The sequence below is a fragment of the Halanaeroarchaeum sp. HSR-CO genome (genome assembly GCF_024972755.1).
GTDB lineage: Archaea > Halobacteriota > Halobacteria > Halobacteriales > Halobacteriaceae > Halanaeroarchaeum.
The window spans coordinates 2,362,469-2,376,076 of record NZ_CP087724.1 but is presented as its reverse complement, the minus strand read 5'-3'; the positions used below and the strand labels follow the sequence as shown (position 1 = coordinate 2,376,076).

At 65.2% G+C, this 13,608-nt stretch carries 14 protein-coding genes; 4 read left to right on the top strand and 10 right to left on the bottom strand.

Features of this window, described 5'->3' with window-relative positions; translation table 11 throughout:
* Positions 1–27: 27 nt before the first annotated feature.
* Positions 28–630 carry an isopentenyl-diphosphate Delta-isomerase gene (gene idi / locus HSRCO_RS12440; RefSeq protein ID WP_259517966.1) on the bottom strand — a complete coding sequence of 201 codons (603 nt, stop codon included), beginning with the start codon at positions 628–630 and terminating at the stop codon, positions 28–30.
* A gap of 61 nt (positions 631–691) precedes the next feature.
* Complete coding sequence (locus tag HSRCO_RS12435) at positions 692–1,105, bottom strand: Lrp/AsnC family transcriptional regulator (RefSeq protein ID WP_259517965.1); 414 nt, start codon at positions 1,103–1,105, stop codon at positions 692–694.
* Positions 1,106–1,202: 97 nt separating this feature from the next.
* Here HSRCO_RS12435 and carA point away from each other — a divergent pair, with 97 nt between their 5' ends.
* Positions 1,203–2,273, top strand: coding sequence for a glutamine-hydrolyzing carbamoyl-phosphate synthase small subunit (carA, locus tag HSRCO_RS12430; protein ID WP_259517964.1), 1,071 nt, complete (start codon positions 1,203–1,205; stop codon positions 2,271–2,273).
* Positions 2,274–2,329: 56 nt separating this feature from the next.
* On the top strand, positions 2,330–2,890 hold the full coding sequence (locus HSRCO_RS12425) for a DUF1684 domain-containing protein (protein WP_259517963.1): 561 nt from the start codon (positions 2,330–2,332) through the stop codon (positions 2,888–2,890).
* An 83-nt stretch (positions 2,891–2,973) separates the two neighbouring features.
* On the opposite strand, the gene carB is transcribed toward HSRCO_RS12425, so the two are convergent.
* Positions 2,974–6,246 carry a carbamoyl-phosphate synthase large subunit gene (gene carB / locus HSRCO_RS12420; RefSeq protein WP_259517962.1) on the bottom strand — a complete coding sequence of 1,091 codons (3,273 nt, stop codon included), beginning with the start codon at positions 6,244–6,246 and terminating at the stop codon, positions 2,974–2,976.
* Positions 6,247–6,414: 168 nt separating this feature from the next.
* On the opposite strand from carB, the gene HSRCO_RS12415 reads away from it, so the two are divergent.
* Complete coding sequence (locus HSRCO_RS12415; RefSeq protein WP_259517961.1) at positions 6,415–7,740, top strand: methyl-accepting chemotaxis protein; 1,326 nt, start codon at positions 6,415–6,417, stop codon at positions 7,738–7,740.
* 37 nt (positions 7,741–7,777) lie between these two features.
* Here the strand turns inward: HSRCO_RS12415 and HSRCO_RS12410 are convergent, their stop codons facing one another.
* From HSRCO_RS12410 to HSRCO_RS12380, 7 genes are all read right to left on the bottom strand, one after another.
* Positions 7,778–8,023: a flagella cluster protein gene (locus tag HSRCO_RS12410; RefSeq protein WP_259517960.1), complete on the bottom strand. Its 246-nt coding sequence runs from the start codon at positions 8,021–8,023 to the stop codon at positions 7,778–7,780.
* Positions 8,024–8,111: 88 nt separating this feature from the next.
* On the bottom strand, positions 8,112–8,654 hold the full coding sequence (locus tag HSRCO_RS12405; RefSeq protein ID WP_259517959.1) for a DUF5815 family protein: 543 nt from the start codon (positions 8,652–8,654) through the stop codon (positions 8,112–8,114).
* 113 nt (positions 8,655–8,767) lie between these two features.
* The gene (locus tag HSRCO_RS12400) at positions 8,768–9,181 is read right to left on the bottom strand and encodes a hypothetical protein (protein ID WP_259517958.1); all 414 of its coding nucleotides are present in this window, start codon (positions 9,179–9,181) and stop codon (positions 8,768–8,770) included.
* Positions 9,182–9,235: 54 nt separating this feature from the next.
* Positions 9,236–9,481, bottom strand: coding sequence for a hypothetical protein (locus HSRCO_RS12395; RefSeq protein WP_259517957.1), 246 nt, complete (start codon positions 9,479–9,481; stop codon positions 9,236–9,238).
* Positions 9,482–9,601: 120 nt separating this feature from the next.
* Positions 9,602–10,888 (bottom strand): NAD(P)/FAD-dependent oxidoreductase, encoded by a 1,287-nt coding sequence (locus HSRCO_RS12390; RefSeq protein ID WP_259517956.1) that lies wholly within the window; start codon positions 10,886–10,888, stop codon positions 9,602–9,604.
* A 147-nt stretch (positions 10,889–11,035) separates the two neighbouring features.
* Entirely contained in the window at positions 11,036–11,275 is a 240-nt protein-coding gene (locus HSRCO_RS12385) for a CDGSH iron-sulfur domain-containing protein (RefSeq protein ID WP_259517955.1), read from the bottom strand.
* Positions 11,276–11,327: 52 nt separating this feature from the next.
* Positions 11,328–12,638 carry an NAD(P)/FAD-dependent oxidoreductase gene (locus HSRCO_RS12380; protein ID WP_259517954.1) on the bottom strand — a complete coding sequence of 437 codons (1,311 nt, stop codon included), beginning with the start codon at positions 12,636–12,638 and terminating at the stop codon, positions 11,328–11,330.
* A gap of 90 nt (positions 12,639–12,728) precedes the next feature.
* Between HSRCO_RS12380 and HSRCO_RS12375 the strand changes: the two genes are divergently transcribed.
* A complete protein-coding gene (locus HSRCO_RS12375; RefSeq protein WP_259517953.1) occupies positions 12,729–13,604 on the top strand; it encodes a homoserine kinase in 876 nt (291 codons plus the stop codon).
* Positions 13,605–13,608 lie beyond the last annotated feature (4 nt).

The window sequence follows — 13,608 nt, the reverse complement described above, 5'->3', positions numbered from 1 at the left end:
CACGCTCGGGCCGGGATCACCGAGCGTTCAGAGATCGGTCGTGTCGACCGAGGGATCGAGGTCGCGGCGCATCGCGATCTCGAACCACGGGCAGAGACGGAGTTGCCGGTAGTAGCGAGCGTTCTCGTAGAGGTCTTCGTAGTCGACCCAGAGCAGGCCGCCGACCTCGGCCTCGTCCGGTTCGAAGTCCATGTCGGTGACGGTCGCGGTCAGTACCGAACAGACCTCCCATTCGAGTCCCTCGTCGAGGTAGTAGCGCTTGTACTCGAAGCGGTCGGTCACCGCCAGGTCGTCGTACTGGTCCGGGGTGAGTCCGAGTTCCTCCTCCAGGCGTTCCTCGGTGGCCTCGACCTGGGTCTGTCCTTCCACCGGGTGGGAGGCGACGGTGCCGTCCCAGTAGGTGTCCCAGAGCCGTTTCCGGGGGGCCCGCTGGGCGAGCAACACTCGTCCCTCTTCGTCGAAGAGCATGCAGGTAAAGGCGCGATGGCGGACGCCCTCGCCCGTGTGGGCGTCGAGACGGTTGACCGTCCCCTGTGGGGTGTCGTCGGCATCGACCGCGATCACGTCCTGGCTGGCGTTCTCTGCGGTCTCGTCCTCGCGGTCCGGGCCCGCGCTGGGTGTATCGGCCATACCGATTCAAGGCGAACCCGGATAATTTATCCTGCGGTCTGCGCCGGTCCCGGCGAGGGTGTCACCCGAGCGTCTCGTCGAGGATGAGCCGGGTCTTGGTGCTCACGACCTCGTCTTGCTCTCTGGCCTTCGTGATGAGGTCGTTGACCCGCTGGGTGTCGGCGGCGTCCACGACCACCACGATGTCCTCCTCGCCGCTGACCTGCCAGACGAAGTCGACTTCGTCCCACGCGGTCATCCGCTCGCCGACGGCTTCGGTGTTCACGTCGACGGCGACGCTGACCTCGATCATCGCCTTGACGTTCCCCGTGTGGGTGGCGACGGTGAATCGCTCGATGACGCCATCCGCGACGAGTCGGTCCACGCGATTGCGAACCGTGCCCTCCGAGACGCCGATCGCGTCGGCGATCTCGGTGTACGGCGTCCGCGCGTCCCGTCGCAGGAAGTCGAGTATCTCTCGGTCGAGGTCGTCCATGGCGGGCCCAGGTGCTCGCGTCTCCTAAACGTTACGAATATCGTAACTTCGTTACGAAAGCAAGGCTTTAGTACGCTGCATACTTTCGAATCTCATAATGACGGATGCCTACATTGCCCTGGAGACGGGTGACGTGGTGACCGCTCGCTCCCGGGCGCCCGGCGAGGCCTACGGCGAGCTGGTGTTCACCACTCCCTACACGGGCTACGAGGAGAGTCTGACCGATCCCTCCTACGAAGCGCAGGTGCTCACCTTCGCGTACCCCCTCATCGGGAACTACGGCGTCCGAGAGGATCGATTCGAGTCCGACCGCGTCCACCCATCCGCCGTCGTCGCTCGGGAACTCACCGACGACGTCGCCGACTGGCTGACCGAGGAGGCCGTTCCCGCCATCGATCGGATCGACACCCGCGACCTGGTACTCGACATCCGGGAACGGGGTGCGATGAAATGTGGCATCGCCGCCGGGCCGGATGCGACCCCGGCAGACGCGAAAGCGCAACTCGAGCAGTGTCCACACATGAGCGACGTCACGGACATCGGCGATCGGGTCTCCGTCGACGACGCCGAGTTCCACCCGAGTGGTGCCGACGACCCGCTGACCACGGCGCTCATCGACTGCGGCACGAAAAAGAGCATCGTCGACTCGCTCAACGAGCGCGGCGCGGACGTGCACGTCTTTCCCCACGACGCCACCCGGGAGGACGTCGACGCAGTGGACCCCGACCTCCTGTTCGTCTCGAACGGCCCGGGCGATCCGGCCAACTTCGAACGGACCGAGGAACTCGTCGTCGATTCGATAGACGAGGTGCCCATCGCGGGCATCTGCCTCGGCCAGCAGATCGTGGCTCGCGCGGCCGGTGGAGAGACCGAGAAGATGGACTTCGGCCATCGCGGGGTCAACCAGCCAGTGCTCGACGTGCGGACGGAGAAGGTCGTGATGACGACCCAGAACCACGGTTACAGCGTCGCCGACCCGGGCGAACTCGAGGTCACGCAGATCAACGTCAACGACGACACCTCCGAGGGCCTCGAGTCCGCAGATCGGGATATCATCACCCGCCAGTACCACCCCGAGGCGCATCCAGGGCCCCACGACACGCTCGGGTTCTTCGACGACGTCCTCGAAATGGCCGAGGACGGTCGCCATCCGTCCAGGGCAGATTGACCCCATCGCTGTCCGCTACCTCACCATTCTTGGCGCTTCACGAATGAATGGCTCGTATGCCCAGTGACTACGTAGCGCGGATGCGTGAGGAGCGCGAGCAAAAAGAGCAGTACTTCGGAAACAACCCGCGGTCGCCGATTCCGCCCGAAGAGCGCGAGGACTTCGAGGGGCTGGCGTACTTCCCCGTCGACGAGGACCTGCGTTTCGAACTCCCGCTACACGAACACGACGACAAAGAGGAACTGATCGTCGAGACCACGACGGGGAGCCAGCGAGAGTACTTGCGATGGGGCGAGTTCCGCTTCGAAATCGATGGCGAGGCAGTCACGCTCCAGGCGTACAAGGCCGACCCTCACGAGGAGTATCTCTGGGTGCCGTTCCGGGATGACACCAACAGCGAGGAGACCTACGGTGCGGGGCGGTACCTCGACCTCCACTACGGCGAGGACCAGGTCGACGACCGATGGATCCTCGACTTCAACGAGGCGTACAACCCGACCTGTGCGTACAACGAGGCCTACGAGTGCCCCCTCATCCCGACGGAGAACTGGCTCGACGTCCGCATCGAGGCCGGTGAGAAGGCGTATCCCGGCGAGACGCAGGGCTACGAACACTGAGTTAGGTGTTTCTCAGGTCGTCGACATCCGTCTTTGCCAACGCCGTCGTCCCGACGGAGTGGGACAGAAGCGTGCGGCGTCGGTTATTTTGGCTGGCCCCAGTACTCCTCGCGTTTCGTCCGGCGCTGTACGGACTCGACGTCGAGCGGTTCGTCCTGGGCCTCGATGGCCGAGAGCGCCGCCTTCGCGGAGGGGTACGTCGAGAAGTACGTGATCTCCTCCTCGACGGCCACCTGGAGTGGCTCCTCGTTGCGGGAGATGATGAGGTCGATGTCGCCGGCCTGGATGGCCTCCATGAACCGCTCCGTGTCCGAGAAGTCCATGAGGGCGAAGTGGCCAGCGAACCCTTCGAGAAGCTCCTTGCCCGCCTCGCTCTCGGGGTCGGGGAACTCCTCGTCCGAGAGGTCGACGAGTGCGGTCCCCTCCAGGGGGATCGGCTTGCCGACCGCCATCTGGGCCTTCTGATAGGCCTTGCCGAACGTGGCCGCCGTGCCCATCACCTCGCCGGTGGACTTCATCTCGGGGCCGAGACGGGGATCGGAGTCAGGAAGGCGGTCGAACGGCAGGACGACCTCCTTGATGCTCACCGATTCGGGAACCGTCTCCGTCACGTCCAGTTCGGCCAGCGTCGAACCGGCCATGACCTTCGCCGCGATTTTGGCGATCGGAACGCCCGTCGCCTTCGAGACGAACGGAACGGTCCGCGAGGAGCGGGGGTTCGCCTCGAGCACGTAGACCGTGTCCTCTTTGACGGCTAGCTGGACGTTCAGGAGGCCGACCGTGTCGAGGGCGTCGGCGATGTCCTCGACGACCTCGCGGATACGACGGTTGACGTCCCGACCGAGGGTCTGGGGCGGGATTGCCACCGAGGAGTCGCCCGAGTGGACGCCGGCGGTCTCCACGTGCTCCATGATGCCACCGATGAGCACCGTTTCACCGTCGGAGACGGCATCCACGTCGACCTCCGCGGCGCCCTCGAGGAAGTCGTCCACGAGGATCGGCTTGTCCGGGGAGACCCGGACGGCCTCCTCGATGTACTGCTCTAAGTCCTCGTCGCTGTAGACGACCTCCATCGCGCGCCCGCCCAGGACGTAACTGGGGCGGACGAGGACCGGGTAGCCGATGTCGTGCGCCAGTTCGATGGCCTCCGCCTCGCTCGTCGCTGAGCCACCCTGGGGCTGGGCGATGCCCTTCTCGGTCATCAACTGATTGAACCGATCGCGATCCTCGGCGAGGTCCATGGCGTCGACGGTCGTCCCGAGGAGCTCGCAGTCCAGACCGCGGCGTTCGATCTCGTCTTCGAGGGGTTCGCCCACGTTGACCGACGTCTGGCCGCCGAACTGAACCATCACGCCGTCCGCATTCGTCGCTTCGATGGCGTCCGCGACCTCCTCGGCCGTGATGGGCTCGAAGAAGAGGCCGTCGGAGGTGTCGTAGTCCGTCGAGACGGTCTCGGGATTGTTGTTGACGATGTGTGCGTCGATACCGTCTTCGCGAAGGGCGCGGACGGCGTGGACGGTACAGTAATCGAACTCGACGCCCTGTCCGATGCGGATGGGGCCCGCCCCGACGATGACGACACTCTCCGCGTTCCGGTCGGCCTGCACCTCGTCGTGAGTGGCGCCGAGCGACCGCGAGGAGTAGTAGTACGGCGTGGAGGCGGCGAACTCGCCGGCACAGGTGTCGACCTGCTTGTACGTCCGGCCTGGCGCCGTCGCCTCGACGTCGTCGACGGTGACTGACGTCCCGGTTCCGTCCGGCAGGGGTTCGCCTGGCGTGGGTTCGGACGACCCCTCGCGGACGCCGCCCCGGGCGCTGGTATCCGGTTCGCCAGTCGTCGCCATCTCCGCGATCTCGACGTTCGTGAAGCCCGTCTCGGCGGGCGTCTCGAGGTCGCCTTCGGCCGCGGCGACCGCGGCGTCGGCCACCCGTTCGAAGCGCTCGAGGTACCACTCGCGGATGTCGGTGAGATCGCGGATCTCCGCGACCGTGTAGCCGCGGTCGAAGGCCTCGAAGATGGCATAGGGCCGGTCGGGCGAGGGGCGTTTTAGGTACGTCGTCTCGAGTTCCTCGTCGTCTACCGTCTCCCAGTCGACCGAGGGGACGTACTCGGAGGAGCGAAGCGCCTTGAGGAGACTCTCCGGGAAGGTCCGTCCGATGGCCATCGCCTCGCCAGTGGACTTCATCGCCGTCGAGAGTTCGAAGTCGACCTCGGGGAACTTGTCGATGGGCCAGCGTGGGACCTTCGTTACGACGTAGTCGATGGCTGGCTCGAAGGCCGCGGTCGTCTCGCCGGTGATCTCGTTTTCGATCTCGTGGAGGCGTTTGCCCAGGGCGACCTTCGCGGTGACGCGCGCGATGGGATAGCCAGTGGCCTTCGACGCCAGCGCGGACGAACGGGAGACGCGCGGGTTGACCTCGACGACGCGGTACTCGCCGCCCGGGGTCCCGTCGTCCTGCCAGGCGAACTGGATGTTACAGCCCCCTTCGATGCCCAGGTCGCGGATGACCTCCAGGGCCGCGTCGCGCATCTCCTGATGCCCCTCGTCGGGGATGACCTGACTGGGCGTCACGACCGTCGACTCGCCCGTGTGGATGCCCATCGGGTCGATGTTCTCCATGTTGCAGATGATGACCGTCGAATCGCCGGCGTCGCGCATGACCTCGTATTCGAGTTCGACCCACCCAGCGATGGACTCGGTAACGAGGACCTCGTCGTTGCGGGAGAGCCGAAGGCCCTTGCGGACCCTGTCGACCAGCTCGTCCATCTCGTAGACGATGCCCGATCCTGAGCCCCCGAGCGTGTAGGTCGTCCGGGCGATGACGGGGAGTCCGCCGACGGTCTCGACGGCATCGTCGACCCGTTGACGCAGATTTTCGGCGGTCATATCGCCGACCGACTCGTCGTCGTCCAGCGTGATAGTCGTCGAGCGCGCGACCGGTTGGCCCAGTTCTTTCATCCGCTCGCGGAACAGGTCGCGGTCCTCGGTCGCGTAGATGGTGTCCAGCGGGGTTCCCATAATCTCCACGTCGTACTCGTCGAGGACACCTTTCTCCGCCAGTTCGGCGGTGACGTTGAGTCCCGTCTGCCCGCCGAGGCCGGCGATGACGCCGTCGGGGCGTTCTTTCTCGATGATTTCCCTGATGGCCTCCGTGGTGATGGGCTCGATGTAGACCTCGTCGGCCATCTCCGGGTCCGTCATGATGGTCGCCGGATTGGAGTTGACGAGGACGACTCGGGCCCCCTCCTCCTGCAGCGCTCGACAGGCCTGCGCACCGGAGTAATCGAACTCGGCTGCCTGTCCGATCTGAATCGGGCCACTACCGATGAGGAGGACGGTCCGGTCGTCAGACATTCTATCGGAGTCCAATCCGTACATCGTAATAAGTCCGACGAAACGTTGCAGTTATCGCAATCGAATTTCGAATATCGTAAGTTACCCGACCCATCGCGTTTTCATCACTGAGAGTCGGGTCCGAGGACATAAATACGATACTTCAAAGCATTTCGATACTGGTATCATATGGGTATCGAGGACTTCGCTGCCTCCTTCGCGGGGGACGACGAGCGCATTGGATCGGTCGAGGCGGAACGTGACTTCTGGAAGGCGATGTTCGAGTCGGTCGCGACCGGGTTTCCGGAACCGATCTACACGATCGACACCGAGGGTGTCATCACGTTCTGGAACGAGACCAACGCCGAGTTCACCGGCCACGATGCGGCGAAGGCCGAGGGGATGGCCGCGATGGACCTCCTGGGGACCGAGGGTGAAGACGAGGTCCTCTCGGAGACCGTCGTCCGCACGGACGAGGCTATCCGGGAGGAGAAGATTCGCACGGCGTACGACTCGGACGGCAATCAGTTCCACGTCCGCGCGAAATCGGTCCCGCTACACGATCAGCACGGTGCCGTCGTCGGTGCGTTCCAGATCAACGCCCGGGAGACCGAACTCGTCGAACAGCGCGAGCAGGTCGAGCGTCTGCAACGCGAGCTCGCCGAAGACGTGGAAGCGGGCGTCGAGGACCTGGTCGAGTCCGCGAGCCGGGTCGCGGACGCGTCCCAGCGCATGACCGACATGGTCTCGACGCAAGCGAGCAATCTCGATCAGGCGAGCCGCGAGGTCGGCACGTTCTCCTCGACGGTCGAAGAGATCGCGGCGAACGCCGAGGAGGTCAACGCCGAGGCTACCCAGGCCGAGGACGTCGCCGAGCGCTCGGCCGAGACGGGACAGACGGTCCGGGAGCGGATGGATCGGGTCGGCGAGCAGGCGAGTGCCCTCTCCGCGGCGACGGCCGACCTCGACGAGAAGATCGCGGACGTCGATTCGATCGTCGAGGTGATCAACGACATCGCCGATCAGACCAACATGCTGGCGCTCAACGCCAACATCGAGGCCGCGCGATCGGCGAACGGCGGGGAGGGCTTTGCCGTCGTCGCCAACGAGATCAAGGGACTCGCCGAGCAGTCCAAAGACGAGGTCGACGAGATCGAGGCCATCGTCGAGGAGATCCAGTCGACCGCCGCCGAGATGAACGAAAACGTCGAGCGGACCACGGAGAACCTCGAGGCGTCCATCGAGGACGTCGAGGGGCTCGTCGACAATCAGGCCGAGATCGCCGAGGCAATTCGCGAGGTCTCGGTCGGGATCGAGGAGATCGCCGATGCGACCGACGATCAGGCGGCCAGCGCCGAGGAGATCGCTTCGATGATCGACGAGACCGCAGACCGAGCCGAGCAGGTCGCCGAGGAAGTCGAGGAAGTCGCGGACGCCACGGACGGGCAGAAGGAGGAGCTCGAGGAGATCGAAGAGCGCGTCGCAGCCGTTTCGGCGAAGATGAACGCGGAGTGAGCTGTCCCCCGTCTCCGACCGTGACCACGTACCCCCACTAGTGGGTCAGCACGAGCAGCTGATCGGGCGCCCGAACCAGACATATCGGTCCGTTCGGTGAACTGGAGAAGGTCACCGTCTCCTCGTCGGTCACGAACAGCCGGTCGAAGACCGCCCCGCAGGCGGGACACTCCAGGCCGCCGCGGTTCTCGAGGTGCATCGACTCGGCGTCCTGTCTGAGCAGTTTGAACTTCGACCGCTGTTCGTGGACGTCGAAGCCGCCGGTCACGTCGAGTTCGGCCATTATCTGGACAGGAAACCTGGATCGACAAGAACGTTCGGTCGGTGCGGCGGGCGGACGGCGTCTGCGGAGTACGGTCGCTGCGTTGCGGTCAGGTCGGTTCGTCCCATTCGTCCTCGAAGTCCCGCACCTCTCGGTACTCGTCGACGAACGCGTCGACGTCGAAGTCCGCGAGTTGCGTCTCGAACGCCTGGAGCGCCGCGTCGTCCTCCGCGTGTCCGAGCGCGTGCTCCATCAGATTCACCACGAGTTCGACGACCCGGCGGTGGAGTTCGCGGGCGTCGAAGCTGGCGACCCAGAGGAGCGCGTAGCCGACGCTGCCGTTTCGGGAGGCGTCGTGGACGACCATCTCCTGGGGGTGTTCTTCCATCACCGCCCCGAGCAGGTGGGCGATGCCGAACTCCTCGAACTCGTCGTCGGGGCTCGTCCCGATGGCCGTCTTCAACACCTCGACGGTGTCCTCCGGGACGAACCGGGAGAGCGGGTGCGGGTCGAGGACGACCGCGTGACTGTCGCCGCAAGCACACTGGTACTCGCGCATCCCGAGGTGGAAGTCGGCGACCGGAACGGTCCGGCCGCAGGGCAGGTCGACGGACGAATCGTCATCCTCGCCGGGTACGCCTGGCTGCGCCATCGAATGACCGTATCGGGTCTGCGGGGAAAAGGTTCGCGGCTCCCATTCCTCACGGGCCGCTGGCCCGTTCGGATTTCTCGCGGACCGGTGGTCCGCGCTCTCACCGAAAAATCCTACGGCCAGTCGTCCCGAACCGGCTCCTCGTCGTCGACCGCGGCTTCGTCGGCGAGTTCCCAGTCTGCGGCCCGAGCCGCTTCGGCGACGTCGAGGTACTCCCAGCCGACCGTCTCGGCCAACGCCTCGTCGGCCTCGTCGGTTCCGATGAAGACGTACCGCTCCGACTCGAACTGCTCTTTGACGCTCTCGAGGGTCCCCCGCTTGCCGGTCGGGCCCGAGAAGAAGTCCTGGCGGATGCGTCGCTTCCGGGTGTAATTGGTCACGACGTACGTCGGCTCGTCGGAGACGACACCGGTGTAGGTCGTCCACTGGCGGGTGTTCGCGAAGACGGTGCTCGGCTTGGCGAGGGCCCGTAGCGCCGAGAGTTCGAACGCGAGGGTCATGTCCTCGCTGCCGCCTGCTTCGTTCATGCAGGCTGGTCGGTGCGGTTCGTGGAAAACGGCTTCGGTCGGGGATGGGCCGGTTCAGGAACTCGAGTCCGCGCGAACCCCGACCGGGTCGTCCAGAATCTCGATCCGGTAATAGCGTGTGAACTTCACGAGTTCCCCGTGGCGGAAACCGGCGGCGGTCTCGGCCGGGACGACCGGGTTCCCTCCTTCGAGAAGCTTCGGTAGTCGCTCCTTTGCGTCCTCGGGCAGTTCGTCGTAATGTCGTACGCGTGTCGCCATCGACGGGTCATCGACGGGATGCGCGCGGATTGTCGGTGTCATCTATGCCTCGGCCCGTGTGGGCTATGCTACCTTATACCACACAAAAATATAAAGGCATCGTCCTCGGCGATGGCGGCTGGAAGAATCGGGTCAGCGGGCGATCGGACGGCTCCCCGGTCGTTACTGCTCGATCGGTTCGGCCAGGTCGAGTTCGTCGAGTTCGAAGCTCTCCTGGAGGAGGATGTCCTTCTGATCGGCCACCTGGGCCTCCTCGAGGATGAGTTTCTTGTATTTGCCCTGCTGTGAGAGGTCGCCGATGAGCACGCCACCGACGAGCTGGCCATCCTCGAAGACAAGCCGGCGCCACTCGTTCTCGCCGTACTTCCGCTCGGCGTCGTTGGGGGCGCCGGCGTACCCGTCGCCCTCGTTCCGCGTCGGATGGCCGAAGGAGAGGAAGGGGAAGTCGAAGTGCGTGATGGAGTACGTGGAGACCCAGCGGAACGGTTCGACCGTCACGTCCAGGCCCTGGTCTTCCAGCATCGCCTTCGCCGCGACGGTCCCCTGCTCCTTCGCGGAGCCCCAGGAGCCGTTCTGGGCCCGATCGCCGATGACCTCGTCGTAGAACTGCGTGATGTCGCCGGCCGCGTAGATGTCGTCTTCTTCGGTCCGCATGGTCTCGTCCACCTGGATACCCCAATCGAGGGTGACGTCGGTGCCCTGGAGCAGTTCGACGTTGAAGTTGAGACCGATTGCGATAGCGCCCCAGTCCATCGGATAGACGTCGCCGTTCGCGTCGACGGCTTCCGTTGCATTGCCATCGTCGTCGACGCGGAACTCGGAGACGCCGCTGTCGAAGACCAGGTCGACGCCCAGATCGCGCATCGCATCGTGCATGATCTCGGCACCGTCGGCGGTCAGTCCGTAGCGCCACCACCGGTCACCCCGCATGACGTAGGATGCGTTCTCGACGTCCTGGTGGCCCACGATGGCGGCCAGGTCGATACCGAGCAGGCCCGCACCGACGATGACCGCGTCGTCGGCGTCCTCGACGTTCTCTTTGATGCTCCTGGCGTCCTGGAACGTCCAGAAGTGGTCGATGTTCTTCGCGTCGCTGTTGGGGACCGGGAGCTGGATCGGTGTGCCGCCGGTCGCGACGAGCAGTTTGTCGTACGCGATCTCCTCGCCGTCGTGGGTGAGGACGGAGTGGTCGTCGGCACGCACGTCCGTGACGAGGGTGTTGAGTCGCAGGTCGATGTTACGGTCATCGTACCACGATTCCTCGTGGATGGCGACGGGTGCTTCGGGGAGTTTCCCCTTCGCGTATTCCTTGATCAGGATGCGGTTGTACAGCGGTTCGCCCTCGTCGGTGATGACGGTGATGTCGGCCTCGGGGTCCGCTTCCCTGAGTGTCTCCGCCGCAGAACTGCCCGCCACCCCGTCGCCAACTATCACGTACGATGCGCTCATATTCACAATCATAGCAGTCGGCCCTAAAGTGGATTGCTATCTGTGTTAGCCGCCGCGTTCGACCCGAAAACCGGCAGAGCGAGCTGCACGGGACCGCTCGGGCACCCGGCAGCGGTTGCCGGTTCCAGTGGTCGGCTGGCCCCGCAATCAGTCGTCGGCGTAGACGATCTCCGCGATCTCGTGGCGGGGAGTATCGCCATCGTCGCCTTCGTACTTGTACAGCGTATTCGGGTCTTCGTCGGCCGTCGCGTCGTGCGAACCGTCGCAGAATGGATAGTTCGCGGACAGTCCACACATGCAGATGGCGATATTCCCTTTCTGCTCGTCGATGTCGTCCTCGTCCAGGATCTTCGGCCCGTGGGCGTCGTGGGTGATCTCCCGTGGCATGGTGTCACGGTTCTCAGTGGTCGATAAAAGTGTTCTCGTGGAGAGCGGTCAGTCACTCGACGATCCGGTCCGCCGCGGCGTACCCCGCCTCGATGGCCCCGTCGAGGCTCCGTTCTGGATACTGGGCCCGCGATGCCATTCCGGCGTAGTACACGCCGTCGGCGACTGCCTCGCCGAGGTCGTAGGGGACGACCATCTCGAGGTAGCCACGCTCGTAGACCGGGGCCGTCCGGGGATTGCGCGCCGTCTCGATCCAGTTGACCGATTCGCGGTCGAACTCGGGAAAGAGGTCCTCGATGCCGTCGAGCCACAGTGATTCGACGGCCTCGTCGTCCATCTGCCAGACCTCGTCGTCCGGGGACTGGATGTATTTCGGGACGTAGAGGAGGTGCTCGCCACCGTAGTGGGACTCGTCGACGTAGTTCGTGTGCTCGATGAGCGCGCCGAAGGGTGCGTCGTCGGCGATGTTGAGCCAGTAGGTGTCGGTCAACGGTTCGTCCATGCTCACGACCGAACAGACCGTTCCCTGGAAGTCGATGTCGCACTCGTACCCGGTGAGGTCCTCGAGGACGTCGGGCATCGCCGCCACGACGACCCCGTCGACCTCGACCTGGCGTATCCCCTCGTCGACGGTGTTGACGGTGATGCCGGCTACCGACCCCTCCACGATGTCGACGTCGGTCACCCTCGCATTCAGGGTGACGTTCTCCTCGCCGACCGCGTCCACCGTCGCGTCGAGCAGGCGACCGAACCCCCCGTCGAGGTAGCCGAGGGGTTCGCCCCGGAGCAGGTCGCGCTCGCCGCGGAAGCGAACCCTCCCCAGGAGCCAGGCCGCGCTCACGTCCTCCTTGCGGGAGCCGAACTTCGCCTCGAGGAGCGGTTCGAAGAAGTTCTCGTAGACGCTTCGGGTGGTGTGCTCGACGACGAACTCGCGGATCGGGACCGCCTCGTAGTCCTCCAGGCGATCGTAGGAGCCGGTGGTTGGTATGCCGCCCCGCACGTCCACGCCCAGAACGAGCATTCCAAGGCGGAACTTGTCGTAGAGGCTCAGGTGGGGGTACGCCGCGATCTCCCAGGCCGTGTCGAGCGGATAGACTACCCCGTCGACGTAGTAGGCGTCCCCGCCGATCGGCCAGTGGAGGTCGTCACCGAGGCCGAGTTCCTCGATGAGTTCGACGATGGTCTCCTCCGTCTTCGAGAGGTGGTGATAGTACTTCTCGATCCGGTCGCCGGTGGTCTCGTAGGTCGCGGCGAGGCCGCCGACCTGGTCGGTGCTCTCGTAGACCTGGACCGACTCGCCGTGCTCCTGGAGTCGGTAGGCGGTCGCCAGTCCAGCGAGTCCGCCACCGACGATGGCGATCATGGCAATGACTCCGATTGCCCCGCGGTTTACGGTTACGGTGACGGGTCGGCTTCGCTACCCTTTTTGCCCCCTCACCCGCTACTCGCGGTCATGGTAACCGTCCGCGCGCCGGCGACGAGTGCGAATCTCGGCAGCGGCTTCGACGTGTTCGGCGTCGCCTTCGACAGGCCGGCGGACGTGGTCACGGTCGAGCGCGCCCGCGAGACGACCATCGAGGTTACGGGCGTGGGCAGCGAGTACATCCCGAGCGACCCGGCGAAGAACACTGCCGGCGTGGTCGCGTCGGCGCTCGACGCGCCCGCTCATATCGCCATCGACAAGGGCGTTCGTCCCTCCTCCGGCCTCGGGTCGTCGGCCGCCAGTGCCGCCGCGACGGCGGTCGCGCTGAACGAACTCTACGACCGCAACCTCTCAGATCACGAACTGGTCCGGGTCGCCGCGGAGGGCGAGGCAGCGGTCTCCGGGACCGCCCACGCGGACAACGTCGCGCCCGCTATCCTCGGTGGGTTCACCGTCGTCAGGGATGGCGGCGTCGAGTCCGTCGACGCCTCGATCCCACTCGTCGCGGTCCTCCCCGACATCGTGGTATCAACCCGGGACGCACGCCGCGTCGTTCCAGAGACGCTCTCCATGGACGACATGGTCGAGACGGTCGGGAGCGCGGCGACGCTCACCATCGGCATGCATCGGAACGACCCGGAACTGGTGGGCCAGGGGATGCGAGAATCAGTCGTGACGCCCGCCAGAGCTGCACTCATCCAGGGCTACGACCGGGCGGTGGATGCCGCGTGTGCTGCCGGTGCCACCGGGGCCACCGTCTCCGGTGCCGGCCCCGCCATCCTCGCCGTCACCCACCGTGGCGACCAGCGCGACGTGGCCGGCGCGATGCTCGACGCCTTCGAGGCAGAGGGGATCGACGCGCGCGCGTACACGTCGACGATCGGGAACGGCGCGACGGTATTTTAGCAGG

Coding starts and splice junctions, on each gene's coding strand:
- idi (WP_259517966.1), bottom strand. CDS start 630: ATGGCCGATACACCCAGCGCGGGCCCGGACCGCGAGGACGAGACCGCA.
- HSRCO_RS12435 (WP_259517965.1), bottom strand. CDS start 1,105: ATGGACGACCTCGACCGAGAGATACTCGACTTCCTGCGACGGGACGCG.
- carA (WP_259517964.1), top strand. CDS start 1,203: ATGACGGATGCCTACATTGCCCTGGAGACGGGTGACGTGGTGACCGCT.
- HSRCO_RS12425 (WP_259517963.1), top strand. CDS start 2,330: ATGCCCAGTGACTACGTAGCGCGGATGCGTGAGGAGCGCGAGCAAAAA.
- carB (WP_259517962.1), bottom strand. CDS start 6,246: ATGTCTGACGACCGGACCGTCCTCCTCATCGGTAGTGGCCCGATTCAG.
- HSRCO_RS12415 (WP_259517961.1), top strand. CDS start 6,415: ATGGGTATCGAGGACTTCGCTGCCTCCTTCGCGGGGGACGACGAGCGC.
- HSRCO_RS12410 (WP_259517960.1), bottom strand. CDS start 8,023: ATGGCCGAACTCGACGTGACCGGCGGCTTCGACGTCCACGAACAGCGG.
- HSRCO_RS12405 (WP_259517959.1), bottom strand. CDS start 8,654: ATGGCGCAGCCAGGCGTACCCGGCGAGGATGACGATTCGTCCGTCGAC.
- HSRCO_RS12400 (WP_259517958.1), bottom strand. CDS start 9,181: ATGAACGAAGCAGGCGGCAGCGAGGACATGACCCTCGCGTTCGAACTC.
- HSRCO_RS12395 (WP_259517957.1), bottom strand. CDS start 9,481: ATGACACCGACAATCCGCGCGCATCCCGTCGATGACCCGTCGATGGCG.
- HSRCO_RS12390 (WP_259517956.1), bottom strand. CDS start 10,888: ATGAGCGCATCGTACGTGATAGTTGGCGACGGGGTGGCGGGCAGTTCT.
- HSRCO_RS12385 (WP_259517955.1), bottom strand. CDS start 11,275: ATGCCACGGGAGATCACCCACGACGCCCACGGGCCGAAGATCCTGGAC.
- HSRCO_RS12380 (WP_259517954.1), bottom strand. CDS start 12,638: ATGATCGCCATCGTCGGTGGCGGACTCGCTGGACTGGCGACCGCCTAC.
- HSRCO_RS12375 (WP_259517953.1), top strand. CDS start 12,729: ATGGTAACCGTCCGCGCGCCGGCGACGAGTGCGAATCTCGGCAGCGGC.